This window comes from Flavobacterium sp. (assembly GCF_044361015.1).
Taxonomy (GTDB): Bacteria; Bacteroidota; Bacteroidia; order Flavobacteriales; family Flavobacteriaceae; genus Flavobacterium.
In genome coordinates this window covers 105,391-126,049 of the sequence record NZ_JBIKJL010000003.1, presented here as the reverse complement: position 1 = coordinate 126,049, position 20,659 = coordinate 105,391, and the positions used below count along the sequence as shown (strand labels likewise).

Annotated in this window: 19 protein-coding genes and 1 riboswitch; of the genes, 12 read left to right on the top strand and 7 right to left on the bottom strand. The window is 32.9% G+C overall.

Annotation, left to right across the window (positions count from 1 at the left end):
- Positions 1 to 33: 33 nt before the first annotated feature.
- The 5 genes from ACIQ2Z_RS02360 to ACIQ2Z_RS02340 all read right to left on the bottom strand — a co-directional run bounded on the left by ACIQ2Z_RS02360 (position 34) and on the right by ACIQ2Z_RS02340 (position 6,124).
- Entirely contained in the window at positions 34 to 1,461 is a 1,428-nt protein-coding gene (locus ACIQ2Z_RS02360; RefSeq protein WP_396182561.1) for a hypothetical protein, read from the bottom strand.
- Positions 1,462 to 1,647: 186 nt separating this feature from the next.
- Entirely contained in the window at positions 1,648 to 3,012 is a 1,365-nt protein-coding gene (rmuC, locus tag ACIQ2Z_RS02355) for a DNA recombination protein RmuC (RefSeq protein ID WP_396182560.1), read from the bottom strand.
- Positions 3,013 to 3,078: 66 nt separating this feature from the next.
- Positions 3,079 to 3,852 carry an ABC transporter ATP-binding protein gene (locus ACIQ2Z_RS02350; protein ID WP_396182559.1) on the bottom strand — a complete coding sequence of 258 codons (774 nt, stop codon included), beginning with the start codon at positions 3,850 to 3,852 and terminating at the stop codon, positions 3,079 to 3,081.
- A gap of 45 nt (positions 3,853 to 3,897) precedes the next feature.
- The gene (locus tag ACIQ2Z_RS02345) at positions 3,898 to 4,854 is read right to left on the bottom strand and encodes an iron chelate uptake ABC transporter family permease subunit (protein WP_396182582.1); all 957 of its coding nucleotides are present in this window, start codon (positions 4,852 to 4,854) and stop codon (positions 3,898 to 3,900) included.
- A 139-nt stretch (positions 4,855 to 4,993) separates the two neighbouring features.
- A complete protein-coding gene (locus ACIQ2Z_RS02340; protein ID WP_396182558.1) occupies positions 4,994 to 6,124 on the bottom strand; it encodes an ABC transporter substrate-binding protein in 1,131 nt (376 codons plus the stop codon).
- Between the two features lie 229 nt (positions 6,125 to 6,353).
- Positions 6,354 to 6,636, top strand: a riboswitch (cobalamin riboswitch).
- A gap of 66 nt (positions 6,637 to 6,702) precedes the next feature.
- Between ACIQ2Z_RS02340 and ACIQ2Z_RS02335 the strand changes: the two genes are divergently transcribed.
- Positions 6,703 to 8,496, top strand: coding sequence for a TonB-dependent receptor plug domain-containing protein (locus ACIQ2Z_RS02335; RefSeq protein WP_396182557.1), 1,794 nt, complete (start codon positions 6,703 to 6,705; stop codon positions 8,494 to 8,496).
- A gap of 2 nt (positions 8,497 to 8,498) precedes the next feature.
- Positions 8,499 to 9,563, top strand: a complete 1,065-nt coding sequence (locus ACIQ2Z_RS02330; protein WP_396182556.1) for a YncE family protein — start codon at positions 8,499 to 8,501, stop codon at positions 9,561 to 9,563.
- A gap of 40 nt (positions 9,564 to 9,603) precedes the next feature.
- On the opposite strand, the gene ACIQ2Z_RS02325 is transcribed toward ACIQ2Z_RS02330, so the two are convergent.
- Complete coding sequence (locus tag ACIQ2Z_RS02325) at positions 9,604 to 11,055, bottom strand: S41 family peptidase (RefSeq protein WP_396182555.1); 1,452 nt, start codon at positions 11,053 to 11,055, stop codon at positions 9,604 to 9,606.
- Between the two features lie 118 nt (positions 11,056 to 11,173).
- Between ACIQ2Z_RS02325 and ACIQ2Z_RS02320 the strand changes: the two genes are divergently transcribed.
- From ACIQ2Z_RS02320 to ACIQ2Z_RS02300, 5 genes are all read left to right on the top strand, one after another.
- Complete coding sequence (locus ACIQ2Z_RS02320) at positions 11,174 to 11,683, top strand: RNA polymerase sigma factor (RefSeq protein WP_396182554.1); 510 nt, start codon at positions 11,174 to 11,176, stop codon at positions 11,681 to 11,683.
- Entirely contained in the window at positions 11,670 to 12,128 is a 459-nt protein-coding gene (locus ACIQ2Z_RS02315) for a hypothetical protein (protein ID WP_396182553.1), read from the top strand. The genes ACIQ2Z_RS02320 and ACIQ2Z_RS02315 overlap by 14 nt, the downstream gene beginning before the upstream one ends.
- Positions 12,129 to 12,132: 4 nt before the next feature.
- Positions 12,133 to 12,666 carry a DUF4252 domain-containing protein gene (locus tag ACIQ2Z_RS02310; RefSeq protein WP_396182552.1) on the top strand — a complete coding sequence of 178 codons (534 nt, stop codon included), beginning with the start codon at positions 12,133 to 12,135 and terminating at the stop codon, positions 12,664 to 12,666.
- 100 nt (positions 12,667 to 12,766) lie between these two features.
- Positions 12,767 to 13,981: a carboxypeptidase-like regulatory domain-containing protein gene (locus tag ACIQ2Z_RS02305; protein ID WP_396182551.1), complete on the top strand. Its 1,215-nt coding sequence runs from the start codon at positions 12,767 to 12,769 to the stop codon at positions 13,979 to 13,981.
- Positions 13,982 to 14,515, top strand: coding sequence for a DUF4252 domain-containing protein (locus tag ACIQ2Z_RS02300; protein WP_396182550.1), 534 nt, complete (start codon positions 13,982 to 13,984; stop codon positions 14,513 to 14,515).
- Between the two features lie 69 nt (positions 14,516 to 14,584).
- On the opposite strand, the gene ACIQ2Z_RS02295 is transcribed toward ACIQ2Z_RS02300, so the two are convergent.
- Positions 14,585 to 14,836 carry a type B 50S ribosomal protein L31 gene (locus ACIQ2Z_RS02295; protein WP_112084757.1) on the bottom strand — a complete coding sequence of 84 codons (252 nt, stop codon included), beginning with the start codon at positions 14,834 to 14,836 and terminating at the stop codon, positions 14,585 to 14,587.
- A gap of 237 nt (positions 14,837 to 15,073) precedes the next feature.
- Between ACIQ2Z_RS02295 and ACIQ2Z_RS02290 the strand changes: the two genes are divergently transcribed.
- Genes ACIQ2Z_RS02290 through ACIQ2Z_RS02270 form a run of 5 tightly spaced genes read left to right on the top strand, consistent with a single transcriptional unit; the run spans position 15,074 to position 20,656 of the window.
- Entirely contained in the window at positions 15,074 to 15,604 is a 531-nt protein-coding gene (locus tag ACIQ2Z_RS02290) for a DUF4199 domain-containing protein (protein WP_396182549.1), read from the top strand.
- Positions 15,604 to 16,563 (top strand): glycosyltransferase family 2 protein, encoded by a 960-nt coding sequence (locus tag ACIQ2Z_RS02285; protein ID WP_396182548.1) that lies wholly within the window; start codon positions 15,604 to 15,606, stop codon positions 16,561 to 16,563. Before ACIQ2Z_RS02290 ends, ACIQ2Z_RS02285 begins: the two co-directional genes overlap by 1 nt.
- Positions 16,564 to 16,602: 39 nt before the next feature.
- On the top strand, positions 16,603 to 17,094 hold the full coding sequence (locus ACIQ2Z_RS02280; RefSeq protein ID WP_396182547.1) for an ORF6N domain-containing protein: 492 nt from the start codon (positions 16,603 to 16,605) through the stop codon (positions 17,092 to 17,094).
- A gap of 5 nt (positions 17,095 to 17,099) precedes the next feature.
- Positions 17,100 to 18,827, top strand: coding sequence for a phospho-sugar mutase (locus ACIQ2Z_RS02275; protein WP_396182546.1), 1,728 nt, complete (start codon positions 17,100 to 17,102; stop codon positions 18,825 to 18,827).
- Positions 18,827 to 20,656: an ABC transporter ATP-binding protein gene (locus ACIQ2Z_RS02270; RefSeq protein ID WP_396182545.1), complete on the top strand. Its 1,830-nt coding sequence runs from the start codon at positions 18,827 to 18,829 to the stop codon at positions 20,654 to 20,656. Before ACIQ2Z_RS02275 ends, ACIQ2Z_RS02270 begins: the two co-directional genes overlap by 1 nt.
- The last annotated feature ends 3 nt before the right edge of the window (positions 20,657 to 20,659 follow it).

Genomic DNA, 20,659 nt, shown 5'->3' with positions numbered 1-20,659 from the left:
TTAATATTAGTATAGTTTAGTTAATTTAGTTTTTTATAAACAAGGTCCTGATAATGAATTTATCCATTCCTGAATCAAAGCTGCTCCTTCTTCATGTATCATAGATCTTCCAATGAGCGGCATCATATAAGCTGGGTCAGCTGTATTTAATCTATAATGCAACATTGAGCGATTGCTATTTCCAGGGGTAACAATTTTACTTAAAGCAGCAGGAAAACCAGCCATATCTTGGGTATCAACGCAGACGCCCATGTTTACTAAGTTTGTTGTTTCACCAAAGGCAAATCGCATAGGTCGGTAATCACAATGGCTATTGTTACGATGACAATGAGCACAATTCATATCAACATAAGAGCGTACTCTTAATTCCAATGGTTTTGAAGTGTCTCTATAATCGACGGTTGAAACAATATTCCCCGGTAAATTATTTTCCAAATAACCTTGTTCAATCCATTTTGTCAATTGATTCTTAGAACCGGTTGAATAGGTATAGTCAAAATTAATATTTTGTGGTTTGATACCAATTGGAACTGCCAATTCATTCGATTTATGACAAGTCAAACATTGCCCCACGGAGGGTATTCTGTAAGATGACGTGCTTTTAGTAATATTATTTTCATCAATCCAAGTGATACTGGTATTGCTTCCATTCATGTCTAAAAAAGCTTCAGTTTGTTGAGTATTCCATACATATTCTGCAAAAATCCAGTCATCCGCTTTACGAATCATGATTCTTGTTTCAATGATTCGGGTCACATTTCCCGGTTGAACGTTATCATAATAGAAGTTTTTGATAATGGCGGATCCTACCGGAAGTTCTAGTAAATTACCATCGCCTTCATAGGTTGCTTTTACACCATTTGGCATCCAAACAAATCGTTTTTTATGGGCATAATCAGTAAAAAGCTGACTAGCAGGCTCATAGGGTAATACTCCCAAAGAAGGAATTTGATTTTTCATTTCTCCGGCAAAAAACTTATAATCAGAAAGTTTTTGATATGGAACTTGTGTTAAGTCAACATCCGCAGTTTGTACTGCTATGATGGTAATAGTAGCCTGGTTTGAAACATTTTCTTCTAAATCTTCAACAGTATATTTTATGGGTGCAGGATTATTTTGAAAGGAAGAATTCGGTGTAAAAGTAACAACTCCTGTCAACGCATGAACAGTCCAAACTCCTTCTCCCGGAATTGTCAATTCATCTAAAGTTGTATTGGAATCCGTGTCAATTCCACCAATTAAACTAACCGTAGTTGGAATAACATCATCACCAGTTGTATCATTTAACAAAACCGAAATTTCTACTGTTTCCGCTAAGGCATAAGTTGCATTATCATCAGTAGCAACAGGTAAAACATCTTCAACAGGTACATAATCATCATCATTTGAACAAGAAATTGCCATAAAAAAACAAGTAACAGCAATAAATAATGATAAAAGGTAAGCGTAATTTTTTTTCATTTTTTGTTTTGGAATTTGCATCAAAAATAACAAAAAAACAATACGATTCACATTTTTTATGAATTAGTTTTGACTTTTTGATACCAAAAAAGAGAATTAATAACGTAAAAATGAAACAGCATAAATTTATTTTCTTATTTTTAAAAAAAAACTTACTTTAAATTGATTTTCAAAATTATACAATTTTCACTCCTCCTCCATTTCTTCTCCGGCTCTTTTGAGAATATTTTCTGGAAGTACTTTTTTAGCTTTGGCTCCCATTTTTCGCAACCGCTCGACACTTCCCACCAAATTTCCTTTTCCTTCCACTAATTTACCCATGGCACTACCATATTCCGCTTTTGCTTCGTCCATTTTTTTGCCAATTTTAACCAAATCAGTAACAAATCCTTCAAATTTATCATACAATGCTCCCGCTTGACGAGCAATCTCCAAGGCATTTTCTTGTTGTTTTTGATTGGTCCACATACTGTCTATTGTTCGCAATGTAGCTAGTAATGTTGTAGGGGTAACAATAATAATATTAAGCTCAAAAGCTTTGTTGTACAACGAATTATCTTCATTTAAAGCTATTGCAAAAGCGGATTCGATTGGAATGAACAGCAACACAAAATCAGGACTTTCCATTTGATACAAATCGTGGTAATTTTTATCACTCAATTGTTCCACATGGCGTTTGATGGAATTAATGTGTTCTTTTAAAAATACTGCTCTTTGCACATCATCTTCCTCATTGGCATAACGTTCATAGGCCGTAAGTGAAACTTTCGAATCGACAATCATTTTCTTTCCGTCAGGCAAGTTAATCACCACATCTGGAAACACACGATTGCCTTCTTCAGTAGTAAAACTTTGTTGTACTTCATATTCTCTGCCTTTTTCTAATCCGGATTTTTCCAAAACGCGTTCTAAAATCAATTCACCCCAATTTCCTTGCATTTTGCTGTCACCTTTCAAGGCTTTAGTCAAATTGAGTGTTTCTTTGCTCATTTGTTCATTCATTTCTTTTAACCCAACAATCTGTTGACGCAAAGCCGCGTGATAATCAATACTTTCCTTGTGGGTATCTTCGACTTTCTTTTCAAAATGCTGAATTTTTTCCTGTAAAGGCGATAAAATATTTTTAAGATTTTCTTTGTTTTGCTCCGTAAACTTTACTGTTTTTTCTTCGAGAATTTTATTAGCTAAGTTTTCAAATTCTTTGGTGAATTTTTCCTGCAACTCTTCTACTTCTTGCTTTTGTTCTTTGTTGCGTTGCCAAAGATTTTCAAAATCAGCTTCTTTTTTGGTGAGTTGTAATGAGAAAGAATCCTTCTCACGACGGATTTCTTCCTTCTCTTTCTTTTCACTTTCTATTTGTTTTACAAATTGATTTTGCTCTTCCTGAAAACGATTTTTTGATTGATCTAATTGAATTAAAAGTCCATTTATTCGTTCATCCAAAGCTGATTTTTCAGATTTCGATTGTGCTGTAGAAAGCATTTTACCAATAAATATTCCTATAGATAAAGCAATCACAAAGGTTAGTAGAAGAAGAAAAGAAGTTGTCATATTTTCTATTTTTGAAGAAAGTAAAAATAGAAAATAGAAATGGATTTTTAAACTTAAAAGATAAGTTTATCGAATAATAAATTTTCCTTTTTCTGAGTCAAAAAGAATATTTTCACTAGAAAATAAATTGGAAAATGTACCGTCTAAAATTAAATTGCAAGGCTGATTTTGTAACACTTTTTCTTTAGTCATTACAATCATTTCATCACTTAATTGTATGGCTAAATCAATGTCATGCGTAGAAAACAGAATACATTTTTGCGTTTCTACCGTTAGTTTTTTCAATAATTTAAAAAGTGAAACTTTATGCAACAAATCCAAATGGGTAGCAGGTTCATCTAAAACGATCAACGGTGTGTCCTGAGCAAGAGCTCTAGCAACTAAAACTTTTTGCAATTGTCCATCGCTGATCTCGTTATATTTTTGATGAATTAAAAGACCGATTTCGGTCAGACTAATTGCATTTTCAATTTGAATTTTATCTTCTTCTGTTAATTTTCCAAGCCAATTCGTATAGGGTTGTCTTCCCAAAGCAATCAATTCATAAACCGTTAAATTACTCGGTGGCAATTTTTCGGTCAAAACCACACTAATTTGTTGAGCTAAAGCCAAAGATTCAAACGATTCAATTGGTTTTTCGTTCAATAAAACTGTGCCAGAAAGTGATTTTTGAATACCGGTTAATGTTCGCAATAACGTTGATTTTCCAATACCGTTTGCTCCAACTAATCCAATTAATTTTCCTTGTTCCAATTGAATAGAAACATCCGAGGCAATCACTTTTTTTTGAGCCTTTGAAGAGTAGCCGATGCTTAGGTTTTGGGTTTGAAGGATGTTCATTTTTTAAAGGTACTAAGGTGCTAAGGTACTGAGGTACTGAGGTTTTTAAAACATTATTTTACGTTTACGAACTAATAACCAAACCACTACCGGAGCTCCAACCATCGATGTGATAGCGTTGATGGGTAGCGTATAATCACTTCCGGGAAGTTGAGCAATACTGTCACAAACCAACATTAAAATAGCTCCTAATAAAAGAGTACTCCAAAACAATATAAAATGATTACTGGTTTGAAATAACAACTTTGCCAAATGAGGAACTGCCAAACCTACAAATGCAATAGGTCCTGCAAATGCAGTGATGCTTCCTGCCAAAATACTGGTAGCAAAAATGATGATGAATCGCGTTCGTTTAAAATTCAACCCTAAACTTTTAGCGTAGTTTTCGCCTAACAATAATGCATTCAAGGGTTTGATGCTCAAAATACTCAACAATAATCCGAAACTACAACAAATGACTAAAATCAATACGGAGTTCCACGATAAATTAGCTAAACTTCCCATCGACCAAAAAGTGAATTTTTGCAATTCCTGTGCGGTGCTGAAATAACTCAACACACTTACAATGGCACTAGTGAAACTGCCAAACATTAGTCCAACAATCAAAATAGCCATCGTATTCCTTAATTTTTGTGATACCACCAAAACAGCCATTAAAACTAAAAAACTTCCCAAGGAAGATGCTATAACAATTCCATAATTTGAAACTAAAAAAGTGGGTAAAAAACCGGCTCCCATGATTACAAAAGCGACTCCTAAACTGGAGCCCGAACTTAATCCCAATACATACGGACCCGCTAAAGGATTTCTGAACAATGTTTGCATCAACAAACCGGAAATAGATAATCCCATTCCAACGAAAATAGCTGTTATGGCTTTCGGCAAACGGAAATTCCAAAGAATAATTTCCCATGACCTTTTAATCTCATTACCAATAACCGAATTAAAAATGGCATCGGTTGGAATGGAAACCGAACCCAAACTTAGGTTCAAGAGAAACATTCCGAATAAAGCGAAACTTAAAAACAAGAAAAGTATTTTATTTTTTTGAGAAAACACTGATTTAAACCATTAAATAATTAAGGGACAATAAGCGAGGCGTAAATATAGTAAGACTATAATTAAAAATGTGATAAATATACTATTTCAACTTTTCAAAAAAGTACAATTCATACTCCGGTGCTAATTCCGGATGGAGAATTTTAATTAAATCTTTCAAAACTAAATCCGGTCGACTGGAAGCTAATTCATAATAAATTACACCGCCTGTTTTTCCTTTTCTGGAACTGAAAGTATAAACATTTTTATTTTGAACCGCTCTGAAATGTTTGTAGTTTGGATTGGCTTTTTCAATTTGTTCAAATGAAGTAAACTGTCCGGGACCAATCCAAAAATCAGCTTTTTCAGCTTTTTCTAAAACCGTTTCAAAGGATAATGATAAACTTCCGGTTCCTTCGGAAGCGGCCCAAAGATAATTTCCATAAGCATTTTCTAAAAATTGAGCCGCCCAACTTTTACCTTGAGGCAAATACCATTGGTCCTGATAAATCGCACCACTGAAAATAGTTGGTTTAGAATAGGCATTTTGAGCTAATTTAACGGCTTCCAAATAATCTTTTTCAATGATTTTGAAAACTAAATCTGCTTGTTCTTCCTTACCGAATAAAACACCGAAAAGTTGAATCCATTCGGCTCGACCCAGCGGATGTTGTTCGGTCCAATCCCCATTGTATAAAATTTTTAACCCGTTTTGTTGTAATTGATCATACGTTTTCTTTTCACCATCAACGCCAAAACCAATGATAACATCGGGTTGCATGTCCAATAAAACTTCGGTATTTAGACTTTGATTCGTTCCGATTTCACGTACTTTTTTTGCATCAATTAAAGCTCTGGTTTTTTGGGAAGAAATATAATCGGTATTTGGGAAACCAATCAACGATTTTTCAACACCTAACAATTCCAAAGCCGGAATATGAGTGGTGGAGGTTACTACAATTGAATGAATAGGAACTTGTATTTTCGTAAATTTCTGTAAACTATCAGGAAGCACTACTCCTTTTCTATGTAAAATATAGGTGTAATTTTTCTCCGCTGTTGGCCACGGATTAGAAACGGTAATAACAGAATACTGATTAAATTTTTGAATAGAAAGTCCGGTAGCATAACGAATACTGTTTTCAGAAGAAATAAAAACCGTTTCTTTTTCTTTAGTGTTTTGACAGGCAAATAAACAGAACGTAAAAAAAAATGCAAGCAAACGAATTTTCATCAGATAATTTTTTTACAAATGTAGTTGTTTATAACAAATGTTATAGTGAATACTAAAATTGCATTCTAAATTTGGCGAAAAATAAACCATGAGAGATTCTAATACATTTTCATCGTTGGCGGAATCATTCTACTTCACTTTATAGTAGGATTCGTTTGGCTGGTTATAAAAATGTCAAATAATAAAGCGAAATAAGTCTTTTTTAAATTTCGAAACCAAAAATCCACTACTTTTGCACTCGTATATAGGTTGCACTGTTGATTTTTTCAGCAGGACATTAAAAGGGAATCAGGTAAAGATTGTTGATTTGTGATTAACGATTTGTGATTGAAGAAGTATTCTGAAATCAAAAATCAAAAATCAAAAATCGTTGATTATAATCCTGAGCTGTACCCGCAACTGTGAGCTAACAAGCTTGTTGTTACACTTTTTATACCACTGGAAATTTGTTTCCGGGAAGGTTCAACAACAAGACGCAAGCCAGGAGACCTGCCAATTACATAACAACTATCAAACCTTCGGGAAGAAAGGTTTTGAAAATTATGACTTGCAAAAATCTACATTACTGGCTGTTTTTTTTGCTGTACTCATTTAGTTGGGGGCAGAATGATTCTATTATTCGATTAAACGAAGTAATTGTCTCTGATTCTCAATTAAAAAACTTTTCGAAATCCCAAGCTGTAAATACTTTAAACGACAGTATTTTAAACAAAAATCAAGGTTCGCTAACTTCACTTTTATCAACAAACTCAACTATTTATTTCAAAGAAAATGGAGCCGGAATGGTTTCTTCTGCCTCATTTAGAGGAACCACAGCTCAGCAAACAGCTGTGATTTGGAATGGCATCAATATCAATTCGCAATTAAATGGTCAAACTGATTTTAACATAATTAATCCAACCGATTTTACAAACATTAGCATCAGACTGGGCGGCGGAAGTGTGATTTACGGCAGTGGAGCCATTGGCGGGAGCATTCATTTGAATTCCGAATTAAAGTTTAATACGGCAACCTCTAACCTTTTCCGACTGAATTATGGAAGTTTTGAAACGTATGGTGGTAATTATCAATTAGAAATTGGAAAAGAAAAATGGGCCGTACAAGCCAGTATTTCAGCAAATAGTTCCGATAACGAATATGAATACATTGGTTATGATAAAAAGAATGAAAATGGAGAATTTGCCAATCAAAGCTATAATTTTAGTATTGGGCACAAAATAAACGTTACAAATTTTATTAAATTTTACAGTTATTTATTCAATGGAGAACGGCATTTTTCAGGTACGATAACGGTAAAATCAGATGACAAATATTTAGATTTCAACACCCGAAATATGTTAGAGTGGATACTTTTCAAGAATAAGTATACCTCAAAAATAAAAGCAGCGTTCCTAACTGAAAAATACAACTATTATGAAAACATAAATTCAGACATCTATACTTTTGGACAAGTAAACAGTCTCTTTTTTAGGCATGATTTTATTTATTCAATATCGAAATCCATTACAGTCAATACACTTTTAGATTTTACAGAAAGTGATGCAAAAGGAAGTGATTTACTTACCAAAACTCGAATAATTGGAACCGGAAGTATCCACTGGAAACACAAACTTTCGAATAAGTTAGATTATGAATTGGGCATTCGACAAGAAGTGACCGACACTTATGAGAGTCCGCTTTTATTCTCAGCAGGAACTTCTTTTTCACTAACCGATTTTTATACAATCAAAGCCAATCTTTCCAAAAACTTCCGAATTCCAGCATTCAATGATTTGTACTGGCTAGGCAGTGGAAACCCCGACCTAAATCCTGAACATTCACTTCAAGGTGAAATTGGCACTGAATTGAATTATAAAAATTCAAAGTTTGTGCTGACCGGTTTTCTTATCCAATTAAAAGACATGATTCGATGGACACCCAATTCAAATGGACTATGGCAACCTGAAAACACGCAAAGTGTTACGAATTATGGACTAGAAGCACAGTTTGAAACCAAAAAATCAATTGATATGCATTTGTTTTCATTCTCAACTAGCTATGGATACACGGTTTCTGAAAACAATAAAACCGATAAACAACTCACCTACGTTCCCAATCACAAAGCAAATGCTAATCTGGCCTACAATTATAAAAGTTTTACATCCTATTACCAATGGGTATATACCGGCGAAGTATTTACATCATCTGATAACTTTTACAAACTTGACGATTATGCACTTTCAAACCTTGGAATCGATTACAATTTTGGCAAAAAAAAGACCTATTTACTAGGGTTTCAAGTATTGAATGTTACAAATGAAAAGTATCAAAATGTAATTTCCCGACCAATGCCCGGAAGAAATTTTAAACTGTATCTATCCTTAAATTTATAATCATGAACTTAAAAAAAATTGGAATTCTATTAACTCTCAGTGGATTATTCTTAACGGCATGTACAAATGATTATGATATTTCTACTCCATTAGGTGCTTACGATAACGGCGTACTTATATTAAATCAAGGGAATTTTGGAGGAGGAAACAGTTCCATTTCCTTTTGGTCGAATGATTTTTCAAGTTTTGAATTCAATGCTTTTAGTTCAGTAAATCCATCTGTTACTTTGGGTGATACCGCACAAGATTTGGGTTTTTATGGCGATAAGGCCTATGTAGTAGTAAACCTTTCAAATACCATTCAAGTAGTAAATCGATATACTTTAGAACATTTGACCACAATTTCTAACGGATTATCCAATCCTAGATATATTGCCTTTGCAAATGGAAATGCTTATGTAACGAACTGGGGAGATGCAAGTAACGCAGAAGACGATTATGTAGCTGTAATTAACTTAACATCAAACAGCGTAACATCATCTATTCCGGTGGCTGAAGGTCCGGAAAGAATTTTAGAACATTATGACAAATTATATATAGCACACATTGGTGGTTATGGCTTTGGAAATTCCATTTCGGTTATTGAAGCGAATAATAATACCGTATCATCTATAGTAGTTGGGGATGTACCAAACTCAATGGCACTTGTAAACAATGACTTATATGTGCTTTGTGGTGGAAAACCTTCTTGGGCTGAACCTGAAACCTCCGGTTCGCTTGTTAAAATAAATATTTCCACAAATACTGTTACTTCTACTATACCTTATTTACTTAGAGATCATCCTTCAAATTTAATTTTTCATAATAATAAATTTTATTATACAGTAGATTCAAATGTGTTTTCAAAAACAATTGAAGCAAATACAATTCCTTCCACTCCAATTTTTAGCACAACTCAACAAGGCGTTTATGGGGTTTACAGTTTTGCAATTGCCAATAATAAAATATATGTAGGTGATGCTGCCGATTATAACTCAAATGGGAAAGTCTATATTTATTCTTTAACAGGTACGTTGGAAAACCAAGAAAAAGTGGGTGTCATTCCGGGAGGTTTTTACTTTAATTAATACCTACAAAAAGAGGATGTTCAAATGAACATTCTCTTTTTTATTTGAGTAAAAAGGAATTAAATCCTTCTGGTAATTCTTCTAGATACATACCATTGCCAATTTCTCTAATCGATTTGCTATCCTTAAAATACACTTGTTTGTCTTCAGTAAATGGTTGCCCCATACGTCCGTTATCTAAAATGTAATTAATGGCTGTATTGAAAAGTGGCTCATTTTGATCTCCTATTATCCCTAAATTAGCTAAATTCTCTGCTTGTTCAATGGTAGGATCTAAACCATTGACATAATCACCAAAACCGTTTTTATCGGTTATTCTCAACACTATGGGTTGCATAGCATATTTATGATTGGGATTTTTATCTTCTTTTCCAAAGGTTGGCGAGTCATACAATGTAACAGAACCAACGTTTTTTCCAACTGTTGATGTTCCGATTTGTACTACATTGATATAAGGCTTTAAACCATTAATAACTAATTCACTGGCTGAAGCGGTACTCCCTGAACTGATAATGTAAACTTTGGTTAAATTTAAACTATTGATTAAATTACCATTATTAATAACATCTGTAAAACGATTCAATAATGCACTGGGATTGGTGTCGTTATAATAGGCTTCCACTTTGGCATTCCATTGTTGCTTGGCAAAAATTTGTGAGTAAAACTGACCTGTTATCATGCTAGCTAATCTCGTGGCGGTATCTACCGAGCCTCCGGAATTGTATCGCAAATCCAAAACTAAATGCGTAATACCTTGAGATTTTAGCTGACCAAAAGCCTGATTCAATTGATTTTCAAAACCGGAATAAAAACCGTTATACATTAAATAGCCAATTTTTTTATCCTCTATTTCCACCACATTGATTTGAAAAACAGGATTCTCTGTATAAGCAACTTTTGATAATTCAACGGATTCTCCATTAGGCGTGATATTTCCGGCATTATAATCGGCTAAATTAAGAGTATAAGCCTCTAAATTCAGTAAATCACGATAATTATTACTCGTTAATGGTGTTCCGTTAACAGCATAAAAAATAGTACCGCGTTGTATATTTTTAGAAGAAGCATCAGAATTGGGTAAAATATACCTCACCCATCCGTAAATTTCTGTCGTACTCCCTGTTTTATATCGCAAACCATAATCAACCCCATTACTTTTTGCCGTTCCCTGCAAAAGTCCTTCTAAAACTGTATAATCATTAAAAATAACACTAAACCGATCGGTCGTTCTGGCTACTAATAAATCTTCAAACAGCAATTCAGGTGTTTCATATCCTTCCAAAAAAACATTCAAATCCCGTTGGGTTTCAAAACGATTATCGGCTAAATTTAGCTCATCGGCTTGCCAAAAATAATATAAATTGAGTCCTTTCCATATAAAATCTTTTACTTCTAAAGAAGTTGGAACCGGATTGTCATCATAGTCTTCACAAGATTGGAAAACCAAAAAGGCTAAAATAATGCCTAATGAAAATTTTAAAGCTGATCGCATAGCATTTTTAATTTTTTAAAATGTAAATTTAATAACTTTAGTTTAATAAATGTTTTCTTTGTAACAAATAAGTGGGTTAATCGTCTTGCTTATATAATCAACTATTAAAACCTGATAAATGAATCAAAATGAGTTTATACACTTCATTGAACCATTCAAAGACAAACTCTTTCGGTTAGCTAAGCGTTTGCTGGTAAGTAGTGAGGAAGCTCAGGATGCCACTCAGGATATTTTGGTAAAGTTATGGGATAAGAAAAATGGATTAGAGCAATATAACAATCTAGAAGCATTGGCAATGACCATGACGAAAAATTATTGTTTAGACCAATTGAAGTCGAAAAGAGCTTCAAACCTGAAAATTGTACACACCAATTTTACAGACAGAGAAGCAGGCTTAGACCAAAAAATGGAAGACCAAGACAGTTGGAGTTGGGTTGAAAAAATAATTAATGATCTTCCGGAACAACAAAAGTTAATCATACAAATGCGGGATATCGAACAATATGATTTCGAGGAAATGGCAAAAATGCTGGACATGAATGAAACAGCTATTCGAGTTGCTTTATCAAGAGCCCGAAAAACAATTAGAGAAAAAATGACTAAAACCCATCAATATGGAATTAGCTAGAATAGAAGAATTAATAGAAAAATACTTTCAAGGAGAAACAACACTTGTAGAAGAAAAACAGTTGAAACAGTACTTTTCAACTGAAACAGTAGCCGCTCATTTAGAGCATTACAAACCGTTGTTTAATTATCTTACCGTCAATGATAAGGAACTATTCAACAAAGAACTTTCGTTACCTTCAAAAAAACGGTTTTCGGCAGCTTGGATAGCGATTGCGGCAAGTTTAGTTTTCTTTGGCGTGCTTTTTGCTTATCTGAATTACAAACCCTCTCCCGCACCTGCTCAGGTAGTTTCCGATTTAGGAAGTTTTGACAGTCCGGAAGAAGCCTTCCAAGAGACACAAAAGGCTTTGGCTTTGCTTTCAGAAAATGTGAATGAGGGCGTTAAAAGTATTGCCTATTTAAATGAGTATGAAAAATCAAAACAACTAATATTTAAAAAATAAAAAAATGATAAAATTTGTAACAACCTTAGTCGTATTTTTAGTTTCAACCATCATGTTTGGTCAATCTGTTTTTGACAAATTTGACGGTCAGGAAGAAGTTAACACCATCATCGTAAACAAAAAAATGTTTGAAATGATGGGTAAAGTAAAGATGGATCCTGCTGATAAAGAAGCTCAACAATATTTGAACCTAATAAAAAAATTAGATAATTTAAAAGTGTTTGTCACATCCAATCCAATAATCACTGCTGAAATGCGTTCAACAGCTGATAAATATTTAAAAACTGCCGGATTAGAGGAATTAATGCGTGTTTCTGATGGTGGCAAAAACGTTAGAATCTACATGAAAGCCGGTGCGAACGACAATGAAGTACGCGAGTTATTTATGTTTATGGAAGGTGGCCCGAAAGATAAAGAAACCGTTTTATTATCGTTAACCGGAAATTTTGATTTAAATGAAATATCGGCTTTAACCGAAAAAATGAATCTACCCGGTGGTGATGATTTGAAAAAAGTTTCAACTAAAGGAAAAAAATAATTAATTCAAGACTTTGTCAAAAATTGATTTGACAAAGCCTTTTTTTTATATAATTCTGGATTGTCTCAACAATGTTGTTCACACCTTATCTATCATTAAAATGAGAAAAATATTTTTGACCCTTTTTAACTTGACCCTTTTTACAGTTAATGCACAATCAACTGTTTTTGAAGGTAAAATAATGGATAAAACAACCAAAGAATCCATTCCATTTGCAAATGTTATTGCCTTACAAACTGCTCAAGGAGTCATTTCAAATGAAGATGGTGTTTTTAAATTTTACATTCCAAAAAATGTGACGACGATTGAAATTAGTTCGTTAGGTTATCAATCTGAAAAATTTGAAGTATCAAAAATTGATTCCACTTTTACAACCGTATTTTTAGAAATAGATGAAATTGCTTTGGAAGAAGTAATTGTGACCAACAAACCGATTGCAACAATTTTATCAGGCATCATCAGTCATTCCAAAACACTGTTAGACAAAAGTGTAAAACTTGAAACCTATTATCGTGAATTTGTAAAAATCAATAATAAGTATTCAAAATTTGCCGACGGATTAATTGATTTTTATTTACAACCTAAAAAGAAGGATAAACTGGAAACAAAACTTATTGTTAATCAAAGCAGAGCTTATCAACTTATTGGCGCTAATGAAATCGAAAAAAAAGGAAAAGCAGATTTGGCAGAAATGGATTCCTTTTTTGATATTCAAAAAGCAGCAAATGGATTTTTTAGTTATGATTATATTGAAAAAAATATCTTAAGTAAAAAAAATGAACCAAATTATGACTTTGAACTCCGTTCAAAAAAAGACCAATACGGAAATGCTATTGAAGTAATTTATATAATTCCTAAACCTAACGTAGAAGAAGTTTTATTAGAAGGCAAAATCACGTACGACCCTGTTAACCGTATTGTACTGGATATAGATATAAAAATGTCGGAAAAACACAAAAAAAATGTTGAAATAACCAATATGTTGTTGTTTAAATATGCTTTTTATGACATCCAGATTAAACAATCCTATAAATATATAAACGGAAAATATATTCCAAGTTATAAAAAAACACTTTTGGATGTTTACATCAAATTTGGTGGCCAAATGAATGACCGAATGATGTCTATCAGTGATTTAATGGTGACTAATTTTGATGATACCATTACCATTATTCCGGACAAAAACGCTGCTTTTAAAGAGCGAAATTTATATCCGAATGGGATGAATTACAAGGAAAATTTTTGGGAAACAAACAATGCTATGCCTCTTTCTGAAAATGAAGAACGAATTTTAAAAACATTAAAAAATAATTAAATGAAAAAAATAATAGCTTCTCTTATGCTAGTCATTTTGATAGCTTGTGATCAAAATCCATCTTTACAAAAGTATTTCGTAGAGAACACCGAATCCAGTGATTTTATTTCCGTGGATGTTTCTCCTAGTATTTTAAATATAAAACCGGATGCATTGACTGCTGAACAACAAGAAGCCTTAAAAACGTTCAAAAAAATGAATGTTTTAGCATTTAAAGCAAATAAACAAAACAAAGCAAAATTTGATACGGAACGAACTAAAGTAACCGAAATTTTAAAAGATGAAAAGTACCAAAAATTAATGAAATTTGGCTCCGGAAAAGAAGGTGCTGCTGTTTATTTTGTTGGAAATGATGATGCCATCGAAGAATTTGTTTTATACGGTAATAAAAAAGAAATCGGATTTGCCGTTGTTAGGATTTTAGGAGATAAAATGAATCCGGAAGATTTTATGACCTTGTTTTCTGCTCTTCTAAAATCAGATATTGACATGGAGCAATTAAAACCATTAGAAGATTTATTCAAGAACAATTAAAATTTAAACTTTTAGAAAACAAAAAATCCCGATTGCTCGGGATTTTTTTTATAAAATTTAAGGCAAAAATTATTTTGCTCTTGAAGCATATTTAGTTTTGAATTTATCAATACGACCTGCTGTATCAATAAGTTTAGATTTACCGGTATAAAATGGGTGAGATGTTCTAGAAATCTCCATTTTAAACACAGGATATTCAACTCCTTCGTGTGTAATTGTTTCTTTCGTTTCAACAGTTGACTTAGTAATAAATACATCTTCATTCGACATGTCTTTGAAGGCAACTAATCTGTAATTTTCTGGGTGAATTCCTTTTTTCATTTTTTGTAAATCTTTTTCTATTAATGGTTGTATGCCGTTCCGAAGCTTTTCTTCAACGAAAAGGTGTAAATAACACACAACTTTTTGTTTATAATCTTTTACTTTTTTTAAGTGTGCAAATTTACAACTATTTTTTAATAATCAAATGTTTAATTACTTTTTTTTGAAGTCTTTTAAATCTTGATTTTCTGAACCATAATTGGAATATTGTTATATTTGTACATTAAAACAAATAATATGGAAAATAGTATCAAAAAGAACGGTTTTACTTTAGGCATTATAATGGGTGTAATTTTAGTATTAATTACCACAACCATGTATGTTGTCGATTTATCCTTATTTACCAATTGGTGGGTTGGAATAGTGAATTTCATAATTATAATCGGTATTGCAATTTATTGTTCTATATCAAACAAAAAAGCATTAAAAGGACAAATGAGTTATAAAGAAGCTTTTCTAAGTTTCATTTTACCAATCATTGTTGGAATTGCCATTTATATTTTATACAACATCATTCTGTTTAATGTAATAGATCCTGATGCTAAAAATGTACTGACCGAAAATGTCATTACTATGACAAAAGAAATGATGGGAAAATTTAATGTACCTACTGCTGAAATTAATAAGGCAATTGCCGATATTGAAAGTAAAGATAATTTTGGTCCTTTATCACAATTCCAATCATACTTTTTCCAAATTGCTTTTTATGCCGTTTTAGGATTGCTCGTAGCTCTGATTTTTAAAACGCCAACTTCTGCTAAAGAATAATGAATTTATCCATAGTTATTCCTCTCTTAAACGAAGAAGATTCACTTCGTGAGCTTCATGATTGGGTTGTTTCCGTAATGAATAAAAGTAGTTTTACTTATGAAATTATTTTTATTGATGACGGAAGTACGGATAATTCATGGAAAGTTATAGAATCATTATCCAACGAAAACTCAAATGTAAAAGCGATTCGGTTTCTCAAAAATTTTGGAAAATCACAAGCTCTTCATGCAGGATTTAACAAAGCCCAAGGGGATGTAGTGATAACGATGGATGCTGACTTGCAAGATAATCCGGAAGAAATTCCCGAATTATATGAACTCATTACTTCCCAAAATTTTGATTTAGTTTCCGGCTGGAAAAAAAAGCGATATGATTCAGTCATGTCTAAAAATTTACCTTCTAAACTTTTTAATTGGGCCGCCCGAAGAACTTCAGGCGTTCAATTAAATGATTTTAATTGCGGATTAAAAGCTTACAAAAATAAGGTCATCAAAAACATAGAAGTCTCCGGTGAAATGCACCGCTATATTCCCGTTTTAGCAAAAAATGCCGGTTTTTCAAAAATTGGTGAAAAAGTAGTAAAACACCAAGCTCGAAAATATGGTGAAACCAAATTTGGTATGGAACGTTTTATCAATGGATTTTTAGACTTGATTACCATTTGGTTTTTATCAAGATTTGGTAAACGACCTATGCATCTTTTTGGAGCTTGGGGTGTTTTGATGTTTTTGATAGGTTTCACTGCAACAGGATATATTGGAATTTCAAAACTATATAGGCTTTATAATGATTTACCATACGATTTAGTCACCAATAGCCCCTACTTTTACATTGCCTTAACGACAATGATTATTGGTTCTCAATTATTTTTAGCCGGGTTTTTAGGAGAAATAATCCTAAGAAATAAAGAATCAAATGAAAATTATAAAATTTCAAACGAATTAAATATGAATTAAAAAACTAAAAGCCATTTAAAATTTATATACGCCAAAATCATGAATTTAGAAATTATTGAAAATAGAATTATTGAGTTAAGAGGTCAAAAAGTGATGCTCGATTTTCACTTAGCCGACTTATACGAAATTGAAACAAAAGTTTTAAAACAAGCAGTCAGGCGAAACCTACATCGGTTTCCATCTGATTTTATGTTTGAACTGAGTCAAGTTGAGTTTGACAGTTTGAGGTCACAATTTGTGACCTCAAAAAGAGGTGGATTACGTTACATGCCATTCGCTTTTACTGAACAAGGAGTGGCAATGCTTTCAAGCGTTTTAAATTCCGAAAAAGCCATTGCTATTAATATTGCAGTTATGCGAACTTTTGTTTCACTAAGACAATTTGCATTGAATTACAAAGATTTAAATAATAAAATCACAGAAATTGAAAAACAATTTCCGGATATTTATAAAATTTTAAACTTCTTGATGGATAAAGATAAAACGCTTTCATCAACGAAAGAACGTACAAAAATAGGATTCAAAAAATAACAATTATGCATATTCCAGCGACTATACTAGAAAAAGTAAATGAATGGTTAACGCCAACTTTTGATGAAGCTACCCATGCATCCATTATCGAAATGATGACTTCGTCTCCCAAAGAATTGGAAGAGAGTTTTTATAAAAATCTCGAATTTGGCACAGGTGGCATGCGAGGCATTATGGGTGTTGGTACCAACCGCATCAACAAATATACGTTAGGAAAAAATACACAAGGACTTTCAGATTACATTCTAAAGTCATTTCCAAACGAACAAACAAAGATAGTGATTGCTTATGACTGCCGTCACAACAGTGACACGTTGGCTAAAGTAGTAGCTGATGTTTTTTCCGCAAATGGAATTAAAGTGTACCTGTTTTCAGCTTTACGACCTACTCCGATTCTTTCATTTGCATTGAAATATTTAAACTGTCATGCAGGAATAGTATTGACTGCTTCTCACAACCCACCGGAATACAATGGTTATAAAGTGTATTGGCAAGATGGTGGTCAAATTGTGCCACCACAAGACGAAGAAATCATCAAAGTCATTGAAGATTTAAATTACAGTGAAATAAAATTCACTCCAAACGAAAGTTTGATTGAATATATTGACACCGATGTAGATCAAGCATTTATTAATTCTTCCATTGAAAATGCCAGTTTCAATACTCCAAAAGCGGCAAAAGAAGATTTAAAAATTGTATTTACTTCCTTACACGGAACATCGATTACTTTAGTGCCCGAAATGTTAGCAAAGGCGGGCTATACGAATGTGAATATTGTACCGGAACAAGAAGTTCCGGATGGAAATTTTCCAACCGTAAAATCTCCAAATCCCGAAGAACCCGAGGCGTTGACAATGGCTTTGGCTTTGGCTGAAAAAGTAAATGCTGATATTGTTATTGGAACCGACCCGGATGCCGACCGACTAGGAGTTGCTGTTCGTAACTCGGAAGGAAAGCTGACTTTATTAAATGGTAACCAAACAATGGTTATCATGACGGCCTTTTTATTGGAACAATGGAAAAGAGCCAATAAATTTAAAGGAAATGAATTCATTGGTACAACCATTGTTTCTACTCCAATGATGCTTGAATTAGCCGCTGCTTATGGCGTGGAATGCAAAGTAGGATTAACTGGTTTCAAATGGATTGCCAAAATGATAAAAGATTTCCCAAACCAGAAATTTGTGGGAGGAGGCGAAGAAAGCTTCGGATTCATGGTAGGCGATGCCGTTCGAGATAAAGATGCCATTGCCGCTACCCTACTCGTTTGTGAAATTGCTGCTCAAGCAAAAGCAGCGGAAAGCACCTTGTATCAAGAACTTCTGAATTTATATGTTGATCACGGCTATTTCAAAGAACATTTAATTTCTATCACCAAAAAAGGAATAGAAGGTGCCAATGAAATCAAACAAATGATGATTGATTTACGCAACAATCCATTAAAAGAAATCAACGGTCAACTTGTAATTTGTGTGGAAGATTATCAAAATTCTACTGTTTTAAATCTACTATCCAATGAAAAAGAACCTTTAGATATTCCAAAATCAGATGTATTGATTTATTACACCGAAGACGGTACAAAAATCTGTGCCCGACCCAGTGGTACCGAACCAAAAATTAAATTTTATTTCAGTGTGAACACTACTTTGGATGCTATTGAAAACGTCACTACTGTAGAAGCTGAATTAGATGCAAAAATAAAAGCTGTAATTGCTGATATGAAACTGAACTAATGGATCAAAACTTAAAAAAGATAATTCCGTTTGCTAAAAAATTTAAAGGACATATTTTTTGGAATGTGACCTTTAATGTTTTGTACGCCTTGTTTAGCACGCTTTCATTTGTTGCCTTATTTCCTTTAATGGAAGTATTGTTTAAAATGAATGAACGTGTAATTACTTTACCAAAGTACAATGGTATTATGGAATTGGGCTCCTACGGAAAACAATATCTCCAATACTATGTAACTAAATTATCGGAAGAAGAAGGGCCACAATATTCCTTATTACTAACGGTTGCCTTAGTCATTTCTACTTTTTTATTTAAAAATCTTTTTAATTATTTGGCGTCTCAGCATTTAACAAAAGTAAAAAATGGGGTGCTTCGTGATCTAAGAGAACAAATGTTTAGTAAAATCATAGCTCTGCCCATTTCATATTATTCAGAGAAAAGAAAAGGTGATATCATGGCCAGAATGTTAGGTGATGTAAACGAAGTTCAAAACTCCTTTTTTATGATTTTGGAACTAATTGTAAAAGAACCACTTACTATTTTGTTTGCCATCATAGCGATGATGAATATCAGTTTAAAATTGACGCTTTTTGTTTTTATTTTTATTCCAATTTCAGGATTTATCATTTCTAAAATTGGTAAAAGTTTAAAATCTAAGTCTCAAAATGCACAAAAAGAAAATGGTTTTCTAATCTCAATTGTTGAAGAAAGTTTAGGCGGGCTAAAAGTTGTAAAAAGCTATAACGCTGAAAGTTATTTTAAAAATATCTTTAACAACTCGATTGACAAATTACTCCGATTAAATAACAGCATCGGTAAGAAAAATAATTTGGCTTCTCCGATGAGCGAATTTATGGGAATTGTTGTGATTGCTATCTTACTTTGGTATGGTGGTAATTTAGTTTTAGTAGAACAATCCTTAAATGGTGCGTTGTTTATCGTTTATTTAGGATTAGCCTATAACATATTAACACCTGCAAAAGCAATTTCAAAAGCATCTTATGCTGTAAAAAACGGATTGGCAGCTGCTGAACGTGTTTTTGAAGTTTTGGAAGTAGAAAATACAATCACCGACAATCCTGATGCTATTCAAAAAAATTCATTCGATCAAAATATTACGATTGAAAACATTAACTTTAAATATGAAGATGAAATTATTCTGAAAAATTTCTCTTTAAAAATTCCAAAAGGAAAAACGGTTGCTTTGGTTGGACAATCCGGTAGTGGAAAAAGTACGATTGCCAATTTGCTCACCCGTTTTTATGATGTGAATGACGGAAGTGTAAAAATTGACGGAATAAACATTAAAGAAATGTCGTTAGAATCGTTGCGAAATTTAATGGGATTAGTTACACAAGATTCTATTTTATTTAACGATACAATCAAAAACAATATTCTTTTAGGAAAGCAAGATGCTACAGATGATGAAATCATCGAAGCCTTAAAAATTGCCAACGCCTATGAATTTGTGAAAGATTTACCGAACGGAATCAACACAAATATTGGTGATGCAGGCGGAAAATTATCCGGTGGTCAAAAGCAACGTCTTTCTATTGCACGAGCAGTTTTGAAAAATCCACCGATTATGATTTTGGATGAAGGAACCTCTGCTTTGGATACCGAAAGTGAAAAAATTGTTCAGATAGAATTAGAAAAGTTAATGCAAAATAGAACTTCAGTAGTCATTGCTCACCGTCTTTCTACCATTCAAAATGCAGATTTAATTGTGGTGATGCAAAAAGGTGAAATTGTTGAACAAGGAACACATGATGAATTGTTATCTCAAAATGGAATGTATTCCAAATTAGTAATGATGCAAAGTTTCGAATAAAAA

What these genes read in the sequence shown, in the direction of transcription:
- ACIQ2Z_RS02350 (WP_396182559.1), bottom strand. Translation starts at nt 3,852, where the DNA reads ATGAACATCCTTCAAACCCAAAACCTAAGCATCGGCTACTCTTCAAAG.
- ACIQ2Z_RS02345 (WP_396182582.1), bottom strand. Translation starts at nt 4,854, where the DNA reads ATGTTTCTCTTGAACCTAAGTTTGGGTTCGGTTTCCATTCCAACCGAT.
- ACIQ2Z_RS02285 (WP_396182548.1), top strand. Translation starts at nt 15,604, where the DNA reads ATGAATTTATCCATAGTTATTCCTCTCTTAAACGAAGAAGATTCACTT.
- ACIQ2Z_RS02360 (WP_396182561.1), bottom strand. Translation starts at nt 1,461, where the DNA reads ATGAAAAAAAATTACGCTTACCTTTTATCATTATTTATTGCTGTTACT.
- ACIQ2Z_RS02330 (WP_396182556.1), top strand. Translation starts at nt 8,499, where the DNA reads ATGAACTTAAAAAAAATTGGAATTCTATTAACTCTCAGTGGATTATTC.
- ACIQ2Z_RS02325 (WP_396182555.1), bottom strand. Translation starts at nt 11,055, where the DNA reads ATGCGATCAGCTTTAAAATTTTCATTAGGCATTATTTTAGCCTTTTTG.
- rmuC (WP_396182560.1), bottom strand. Translation starts at nt 3,012, where the DNA reads ATGACAACTTCTTTTCTTCTTCTACTAACCTTTGTGATTGCTTTATCT.
- ACIQ2Z_RS02305 (WP_396182551.1), top strand. Translation starts at nt 12,767, where the DNA reads ATGAGAAAAATATTTTTGACCCTTTTTAACTTGACCCTTTTTACAGTT.
- ACIQ2Z_RS02290 (WP_396182549.1), top strand. Translation starts at nt 15,074, where the DNA reads ATGGAAAATAGTATCAAAAAGAACGGTTTTACTTTAGGCATTATAATG.
- ACIQ2Z_RS02270 (WP_396182545.1), top strand. Translation starts at nt 18,827, where the DNA reads ATGGATCAAAACTTAAAAAAGATAATTCCGTTTGCTAAAAAATTTAAA.
- ACIQ2Z_RS02340 (WP_396182558.1), bottom strand. Translation starts at nt 6,124, where the DNA reads ATGAAAATTCGTTTGCTTGCATTTTTTTTTACGTTCTGTTTATTTGCC.
- ACIQ2Z_RS02315 (WP_396182553.1), top strand. Translation starts at nt 11,670, where the DNA reads ATGGAATTAGCTAGAATAGAAGAATTAATAGAAAAATACTTTCAAGGA.
- ACIQ2Z_RS02320 (WP_396182554.1), top strand. Translation starts at nt 11,174, where the DNA reads ATGAATCAAAATGAGTTTATACACTTCATTGAACCATTCAAAGACAAA.
- ACIQ2Z_RS02310 (WP_396182552.1), top strand. Translation starts at nt 12,133, where the DNA reads ATGATAAAATTTGTAACAACCTTAGTCGTATTTTTAGTTTCAACCATC.
- ACIQ2Z_RS02275 (WP_396182546.1), top strand. Translation starts at nt 17,100, where the DNA reads ATGCATATTCCAGCGACTATACTAGAAAAAGTAAATGAATGGTTAACG.
- ACIQ2Z_RS02280 (WP_396182547.1), top strand. Translation starts at nt 16,603, where the DNA reads ATGAATTTAGAAATTATTGAAAATAGAATTATTGAGTTAAGAGGTCAA.
- ACIQ2Z_RS02300 (WP_396182550.1), top strand. Translation starts at nt 13,982, where the DNA reads ATGAAAAAAATAATAGCTTCTCTTATGCTAGTCATTTTGATAGCTTGT.
- ACIQ2Z_RS02295 (WP_112084757.1), bottom strand. Translation starts at nt 14,836, where the DNA reads ATGAAAAAAGGAATTCACCCAGAAAATTACAGATTAGTTGCCTTCAAA.